Source organism: Octadecabacter algicola, assembly GCF_021532625.1.
GTDB lineage: Bacteria > Pseudomonadota > Alphaproteobacteria > Rhodobacterales > Rhodobacteraceae > Octadecabacter > Octadecabacter algicola.
In genome coordinates this window covers 1-276 of sequence record NZ_JAKGAR010000008.1, presented here as the reverse complement: position 1 = coordinate 276, position 276 = coordinate 1, and the positions used below count along the sequence as shown (strand labels likewise).

Here is a 276-nt window from a genome sequence, read left to right as displayed (position 1 = left end):
ACGTTGCGGAAGTCTGATTCATCCGCCTTTGACTGGCTGTAACTGTCGTTCTGGTCTGGCGATGAAGATTGGAGGTGCGGGCGTGCAGGGCAAGAAATTCTTGGGTTCGTTGTCGTCGCTTGAATCCGATTTGTTGCCGTTCCTGCTGTCTAGTCGGTCGATGTGACTGCTCGACAAGGTTGTTGCACCGGGCAGTAGATGCGACCTGAATGTGCTCCACTCGGTGAAGCACAGGAATCTCCCGAATTGCTGCGCCATAACTCCAAAGCTTATCCG

The 276-nt window shown here is 53.6% G+C and carries 1 protein-coding gene; it reads right to left on the bottom strand.

Annotated elements, in window-relative coordinates; genetic code table 11:
* Positions 1-276 (bottom strand): DDE-type integrase/transposase/recombinase (locus tag L0666_RS17145; protein ID WP_235262617.1); only part of this gene is annotated, 276 nt, incomplete at both ends.